General features: G+C 29.8%; 6 protein-coding genes, 1 tRNA gene and 2 rRNA genes. 4 read left to right on the plus strand and 5 right to left on the minus strand.

Going from position 1 to position 7,115, the window contains the following annotated elements:
• The 3 genes from HMPREF1552_RS12570 to HMPREF1552_RS07125 form a co-directional block, all read left to right on the plus strand.
• Positions 1-544 (plus strand): 23S ribosomal RNA (locus HMPREF1552_RS12570); the annotation flags it as partial.
• Between the two features lie 63 nt (positions 545-607).
• Positions 608-720, plus strand: a 5S ribosomal RNA gene (gene rrf / locus HMPREF1552_RS07120).
• Positions 721-733: 13 nt separating this feature from the next.
• Positions 734-810, plus strand: a tRNA-Asn gene (locus tag HMPREF1552_RS07125).
• 591 nt (positions 811-1,401) lie between these two features.
• Here HMPREF1552_RS07125 and HMPREF1552_RS07130 read toward each other — a convergent pair.
• The gene (locus HMPREF1552_RS07130) at positions 1,402-2,028 is read right to left on the minus strand and encodes a histidine phosphatase family protein (protein ID WP_021744464.1); all 627 of its coding nucleotides are present in this window, start codon (positions 2,026-2,028) and stop codon (positions 1,402-1,404) included.
• Positions 2,029-2,596: 568 nt separating this feature from the next.
• Here HMPREF1552_RS07130 and cobK point away from each other — a divergent pair.
• A complete protein-coding gene (gene cobK / locus HMPREF1552_RS07135; protein ID WP_021744465.1) occupies positions 2,597-3,391 on the plus strand; it encodes a precorrin-6A reductase in 795 nt (264 codons plus the stop codon).
• Between the two features lie 232 nt (positions 3,392-3,623).
• Here the strand turns inward: cobK and HMPREF1552_RS07140 are convergent, their stop codons facing one another.
• The 4 genes from HMPREF1552_RS07140 to HMPREF1552_RS07155 form a co-directional block, all read right to left on the minus strand.
• Positions 3,624-4,085 (minus strand): low molecular weight protein-tyrosine-phosphatase, encoded by a 462-nt coding sequence (locus HMPREF1552_RS07140; protein ID WP_021744466.1) that lies wholly within the window; start codon positions 4,083-4,085, stop codon positions 3,624-3,626.
• Positions 4,086-4,117: 32 nt separating this feature from the next.
• Positions 4,118-4,852: an NAD-dependent protein deacylase gene (locus HMPREF1552_RS07145; RefSeq protein WP_021744467.1), complete on the minus strand. Its 735-nt coding sequence runs from the start codon at positions 4,850-4,852 to the stop codon at positions 4,118-4,120.
• A gap of 80 nt (positions 4,853-4,932) precedes the next feature.
• Entirely contained in the window at positions 4,933-5,865 is a 933-nt protein-coding gene (locus HMPREF1552_RS07150; protein ID WP_021744468.1) for a dihydroorotate oxidase, read from the minus strand.
• Positions 5,866-5,902: 37 nt separating this feature from the next.
• Positions 5,903-6,943: a lipopolysaccharide assembly protein LapB gene (locus tag HMPREF1552_RS07155; RefSeq protein ID WP_021744469.1), complete on the minus strand. Its 1,041-nt coding sequence runs from the start codon at positions 6,941-6,943 to the stop codon at positions 5,903-5,905.
• Positions 6,944-7,115: the final 172 nt, after the last annotated feature.

Below are 7,115 nucleotides of genomic sequence, written 5' to 3' on the forward strand. Positions count from 1 at the left end.
CTTACCTTTACCATAAATCTGGGCAATGCAGGCACGAAAGTGGGAGTTAGTGATCCGGCGGTTCCGAATGGAAGGACCGTCGCTCAACGGATAAAAGCTACCCCGGGGATAACAGGCTGATACTTCCCAAGAGTCCATATCGACGGAAGTGTTTGGCACCTCGATGTCGGCTCGTCTCATCCTGGGGCTGGAGAAGGTCCCAAGGGTTGGGCTGTTCGCCCATTAAAGAGGCACGCGAGCTGGGTTCAGAACGTCGTGAGACAGTTCGGTCCCTATCCACTGCAGGCGCTTGAGTACTGAAAAGATCTGACCTTAGTACGAGAGGACCGGGTTGGACAGACCTCTGATGTATCAGTTGTCACGCCAGTGGCACGGCTGAGTAGTCACGTCTGGAATGGATAACCGCTGAAAGCATCTAAGCGGGAAGCCAGCTTTGAGATGAGTACTCGCAGTATCCATGGAGAACACATGGTCGATAGGCCAGAGGTGTAAGCGCAGTAATGCGTTTAGCTGACTGGTACTAATATTACATATGCTTTTTAGGTAGTCTTTTACTTCTACTATTTATTTCTCATTGTCTTAGTTCATACAATTTAATCTTACATAGTTTGGTGATCATAGCGGCAGGGATACACCCGGTCACATTTCGAACCCGGCAGTTAAGTCTGCCTGCGCCTACGATACTTGGATTCGTCCCGGGAAAATAGGAAGTTGCCAAACTTTTTTTCTTTGCGTCTCCGTAGCTCAGCTGGTTAGAGCATCTGACTGTTAATCAGAGGGTCGTTGGTTCAAGTCCAACCGGGGACGCCATTTTTTTCTTTGAAATTGAATTCAGTTTGATTTATGTCTATTTACTTTTATATCGCTATATTTTATTTATAACCACAATAAACGCATTAAAAAATTTGTTCCATTGAAAGTTTAATTCTTTTGAATCGTTATAAATACATATAAAATTTAAAAGGAGCGCTAGTCTCTTTTAATGATAAGATTCTATATAATCATTTTATATTGTATGATAATAGAAAAAGAAATTCATTCCGAAAATTCTGTACGTCTGCTTTCATAAAATGTTTATCTCGAAAGTATTAATTATCTTTTAAAGTCTCTTAGAGATATGCTAGAATAAAATCTATACTAGATAATTATTTATAAAAATATAAAAGTCCTAATAATTTTAATTATTCTTATAAAAATAATTATAAGAAAAAACTTAAAAAATTTAAATGAGTCGTCTTTAAGAAATTTGAAAGTGTATCTTGAATTTTTTGTGAAAAGTCAAGATATTTATTTCATCGAATAAATAAATGATGTTATAAAGAAGAAATTTTAATATGTGATTGACCTATATTTTTATAATTATTTGCTGCAGATTTATGAAGTAAATTAGATAAAATTGATTTAAAGGATTTTATATTTCTCATTTTCAAAAGTGAAAATTCTGTATTGTCCGTTACCTATTAGTTTACGTTCATCTAAATTTTTGGCTTCTTTATTTTGAATGTAATTTAAAAATAGTTCTAGGACCGTTCCGTGTGTTACAATTAGGATATTTCCAGATTTATGTTTGTTTACAATTTTATTAATACCTTTTAAAAAACGTTCTAATCCATCTTTCAATTCTTCAGCTTTTATATTTTTAGCATTGTAATTTTTTACTTCATAAAAATAATTATGAGCTTCTTTTGGATATTTTAGAAAGATTTCTTTAAAATTCATTCCTTGCCATTCTCCGAAATAGATTTCATTTAATTCTGATAATTTTTGTGGTTTTAATTTTTTATTAGTATCTTTTATCCTTTCAGAATTGTTGTATTGTAAAATTATTTCAGCAGTAGAAATTGTTCTGCCTAGTTCACTAGTGTAAACTGCTTCAAATTTTATATTTTCAAGCTCTATTGAAGTTTCTTTTATTTTTTCTATCCCTTCTAATGTAAGTGGTGAATTTAATTGTCCTTGAAATTTTTTTAAAACATTCCATTCAGTTTGTCCGTGTCTTACAATATATAATTTTAGATTATTATTCATAATTTTTCAATATATAAATATTATATATTCCTTTCTTTTATTTCTACAAAGTTTAGCTTTAAGAAAATATTAATTATTGTCTTAAAAAATATTTTCTCACAATAATAAGAATATCAGATTTTTTCTATATTGTAAAGTTTCTTTTTGAGATATTTTTATATTTTATTAAAATTTATTTGATAGTCTGATTTATGGTGCTATATTTAACTTTTTTTGTTAGCTTCACATCATTTCCTATTTAAGTAGCAAATGTTTAATGAATTTTGAATTACATACTATATTAATATAAAATTAAGATTTCTTATTCTTAATATAATTTCTATTTTTTTATGGCATTTAGTACAGCTAGGGACATTGTAGTTTTTAAAATTATTTTTAATGAAATAATTTAAGAAAGTTTTATTTTAAGTTATTTAAAAAATTATTCTTGAGCATTTTATAGAAAATTATAATAATTAAATTGTAAATAATGCTTGCAAAAGTTGAAATTATTAGTATAATAATAAAGGAGTAGATTTAAATATATTTGAAGATACTAAAACTATAATGATTAGGAGTGGGAAATTAAATGATTTGGATAATTGGTGGAACTAAGGATTCCAGAAGTATTTTAGATGAAGTTTTGAAGGTTAGGGAAGATGGAATCATTGTGAGTACAGCTACTGAATATGGAGGGAAATTGCTTGAAGATGTAGCTAAAAATGAAAGAGTACATGTGATTTCAGAGAGATTAAATGTATTGCAGATTGAAGGCATGATTTTAGAAAAGAATATTGATTTGATCATCGATGCTAGTCATCCATATGCACAGAATATTAGTAATACTGTTATTTCAATGGTAAGTTATTTGAATGAAAGAGCTGTAGCAGGAGAAAAGATTAAATATGTGAGGTTTGAAAGAAAAGTAATTAACTATGGAAATAAAAATGTATTTCAATTTAATGATTTAAAAGAAATAATTAAATTTTTGGATAAAGTCGAAAATAAAAATGTACTAAGTACACTAGGCTCTAATACTTTGGCAGAAATAAAGGAAATAAGTAATAAAAATAATTTGTTTGTTAGAATATTACCGACAACGACTTCAATCCAAAGTGCAGAAGAGCTTGGATATTTACCCAAAAATATAATAGCAATGCAGGGGCCATTTTCTAAAAATATGAATATTGCAATGTTAGAAGATTTTAAGATTGATTATCTTATTACGAAGGAAAGCGGTGAAACTGGTGGAGAACTTCAAAAAGTTGAGGCATGTCAGGAATGCGGAGTAAAAATTTTAGCAATAAAACGTCCAGTACTGAATTATGGAATATTTTTTGACACTATTGAGGAGTTGATTAAATATATAGCAGAGCTGTTTTAGTATAAAAAATATCTTGAATATTTGTAGTATTTATACTATTTTCTGTTTAAAAAATGAAAATTATATTTTAATAATTAGGAAATAAATACTGGATTTTAATCCTTTAATCTAAAAATTTACAATAAATCTGTTATTTAAAAGGAATTCAGTATTGGTATAAAAATAAGATTGGTGCTATTCATTTATTTAAAAAAAATTTATAAATGTTTAGCACCAAATATTTTTAGTATAATTAATTCAAATTATTCTTTTTAATAAACTCTAGTAATGCATTACAACCTTTCACAACATCATCATAAGTTGTATCAAAATCACCGGTAAACCACGGATCTTTTATTTCTCGGTTTTCTCCTGCGTATTCTAACAGCATTTTTATTTCACCTTTATTTTTTCCATTTGTAAAAAGTTTTATATTTTCTATATTACTTTCGTCCATTCCAATAATATAATCGGCATCCAAATCATCATTATTTAAAATTCTGGAATACATTCCTTCAACACCGATTCCTTCTTTAGCAAGCCTAATTTTAGTGCCGTGGTGAACTGGATTTCCATGTTCCCAGGAACTTGTGGCTGCTGAATCAATTATGATTTTGTCAGATAGCCTTTCTTTTTTTACCATTTCTTGAAATACTGCTTCTGCCATTGGAGAACGGCATATATTTCCTAGACAGACAAATAATACTTTTACCATTTTCACCTCTTTATTTTTTTATTTTAATCTAATTATTTTAATTTTTTAAAAACTTCTCCTATGCTTTCGTGTATAACTAAATTTGCAAAATTATCCTGCTCAGTCTTGGATTTATTTATTAAAACAAGATTTTTTCCTTGAAAATATTGCACAAGAGAAGCTGCTGGATACACGATAAGGGAAGTTCCGCCTATAATTAATGTATCGGCTCTAGATATTTCGTTTATTGCTTTTCTAAAAGTATCTGGATCAGGTACTTCTTCATATAAAGTAACATCTGGTTTTATAATTCCGCCACATTTTGAACAATGCGGGATATTTTCAGTTTCACAGATTTCTAAAAATTCTTCCATATTGTATTTTTTGTTGCAAATAATACAAGTATTGCTGTCAACAGTTCCGTGAAGTTTCAGGACATTTTTACTTCCAGCCATTTCATGCAGACAGTCGATATTTTGGGTAATTACAGTAGCTAATTTTCCAACTTGTTCTAGCCTTGCCAAATATTTATGAGCGAAATTTGGTTTTGCATTTGGATAAACAAGATGTTTTTTATAAAAATTGTAAAATTCTTCAGGATATTTTTCATACATTGTGTGGGAAACAAGTTCTTCTGGAGAAAAATTTCTATTAAGTTTTAAATTGTAGACTCCATTTGCACTTCTAAAATCAGGGATGCCAGATTCTGTAGAAACTCCCGCACCTCCAAAAAAGACGATTCTTTTACTTTCATCAATTATTTTTTGAAGTAAACTTATTTTATCCATTTTATCACCTTATTTCATTGTTTACTTTACTTTTTATTTTTTATTATTAAACCCACCATTAAAATAGTGGGTTGAAAAAATTATAAATATTTCAATTTTCCTCTGAAATCTTCGATAGTTTTGTATCCTTTTTTGTCCATAATAGACTTTAATTCGTTAGTTATTCTTTCAAAAGCGCTAGGACCTTCCTTATGTAAAGTCGTACCGATTTGTACCATGCTCGCTCCACAAAGAATATGTTCAAAAGCATCTTGTCCTGTAAGAACTCCTCCCGTTCCAATAATTTTGATAGAAGGATTTAATCTTTTATAAAAGGCGTGAACATTAGCAAGAGCAGTTGGTTTTATATATTCTCCACCAATTCCTCCAAATCCATTTTTAGGCTTTATTACAACATTTTCATCTTCAATTACAAGCCCATTTCCAATGCTATTTATACAATTTATGAATGTCAATGGAAATTTATTGAATACTGCGGTTGCCTGGTCAAAGTGGACAATATCAAAGTAGGGAGGCAATTTTACTCCAAGCGGTTTTTTGAAATATGAAAAAATATCTGCCAGCAACTTTTCAGTAGTTTCCAGATCATAGGCAATTTGTGGTTTTCCTGGCACATTTGGACAAGACAGGTTAAGTTCTGTTATTCCCTTAAAATCACTTTCTTGAACTTTTTTTAGTAATGCGTGAGTGTCTTCTGTTGACATTCCTACAAGTGAGAAAAAGAAAGTTCTATGAGGATGTGTTTTCTGCAATTCCAGTAAATAATCTAAATAGTAATCAAATCCCAAATTTGGGAGGCCCATTGAATTTATGCTTCCTAAAGTTGTGTCGTGGTATCTAGGCTCAGGATTTCCAGGACGTGACTGTAATGTGGCAGTTTTGGTAACAAATGTTCCAGCTTGTGAATTTATCACTTGTTCCAATTCGTTTTTGTCATAACAGTAAACTCCAGCAGCATTCATAAAGCAGTTTTCAAACTCAAAATTACCTATTTTTGTTTTTGTAGTTGCCATTTTTCCTCCTAAAATTTATTATTTATTTTTATTTAAATTACAAATGCAAAGCTGATTTATAGTATTGGATAGCCAATTTCAATTGATCTGCTTCTTCGTAAAGTTTTGCAACTTCAATTACATTGTCAGAAATTTTAAGATATTCGCTGCCTTTCAAATTTTGTTCAGCAACATCAAATTTTCCAAGTTTTATACAGCATTTTCCAAAATTAAATTTAAGTTTTGCATCGTCAATTTTTTTCATATCAACTTTTGCATTTTCTCGTTTTTTACCTTCAAAAAAATATCCATAATTTGTGTAGGCAAGATTATAGTTCTTTTCATCAGCAAAAATGTTTCCAAGCAGTGCAAAAGCTTCCAAATGATTTTCATCTGCAAGCAATGTTAAATAGTGTTTTGCAAGAGTAAGATTGTTTTTATCTGTATAAAGTTTTGAAAGAACCTCCTGTGCTCTTTTATTGTCATAGTCATCTGCTGCTGTTTTTAAATGTTTTTCAGCAGTTTCAATGTCCTGTTTTTCACCATACAATTTTCCAAGAAGATAATATGCTTCACCATTATCTTTTGCCTTGTGCAAATATTCTTCAGCCAAGTCAACTTGACCATTGTCATAGTAAATTTTTGCGAGCAATACTTGAGCTTCCTGATCTCTCTCATCAGCAATAGGTTTTAAATAATCTATTGCTAAATTTTTCTTTTTGAATAAATAATATAATTTCCCTAAGTGATATTGTGCTCTTTGATTTCCATTATTTATAGCTTGTTTATAGTAATACTCAGCTAATTCAAAATTTGATTTTCTTTTATAAACTGTTCCAAGTTTATCCTGTAGTTCAAAATCTCCACCATCAGCAATTTTTTTTAAATATTTTTCTGCTAAATTTAGTTTGTCGTATTTTAGATAAATATCAGCAAGTAAAAGAAAAGCCTTTCTATTTCCACCTTTAGCGGCTTCTTTCAAATATTTTTCGGCAAGAATGTCAGAACCGCTGTCATAGTAACTTTTCCCCATGTCATACAATCGTCCTGAATCATCATTTTCAATATTATCGAAACTTTCAAATTCGATATTTTCCATAAAAAGCAACCTCCTATTTTCAATGTTTTATTTTTTGCCTCCAAATTTGTTATTCAAAGTTTGGAGTTTAAATTTAAAATTATTACATTATTATATTATACTATATTTTTTTATATTTGTCATACTATTTCAGAAAAATAACACGACAAACGCATGAATATTTTAAACTATT

The sequence above is a fragment of the Leptotrichia sp. oral taxon 879 str. F0557 genome (assembly GCF_000469385.1).
Classification (GTDB): domain Bacteria; phylum Fusobacteriota; class Fusobacteriia; order Fusobacteriales; family Leptotrichiaceae; genus Leptotrichia; species Leptotrichia mesophila.

Coding starts and splice junctions, on each gene's coding strand:
- HMPREF1552_RS07130 (WP_021744464.1), bottom strand. CDS start 2,028: ATGAATAATAATCTAAAATTATATATTGTAAGACACGGACAAACTGAA.
- cobK (WP_021744465.1), top strand. CDS start 2,597: ATGATTTGGATAATTGGTGGAACTAAGGATTCCAGAAGTATTTTAGAT.
- HMPREF1552_RS07140 (WP_021744466.1), bottom strand. CDS start 4,085: ATGGTAAAAGTATTATTTGTCTGTCTAGGAAATATATGCCGTTCTCCA.
- HMPREF1552_RS07145 (WP_021744467.1), bottom strand. CDS start 4,852: ATGGATAAAATAAGTTTACTTCAAAAAATAATTGATGAAAGTAAAAGA.
- HMPREF1552_RS07150 (WP_021744468.1), bottom strand. CDS start 5,865: ATGGCAACTACAAAAACAAAAATAGGTAATTTTGAGTTTGAAAACTGC.
- HMPREF1552_RS07155 (WP_021744469.1), bottom strand. CDS start 6,943: ATGGAAAATATCGAATTTGAAAGTTTCGATAATATTGAAAATGATGAT.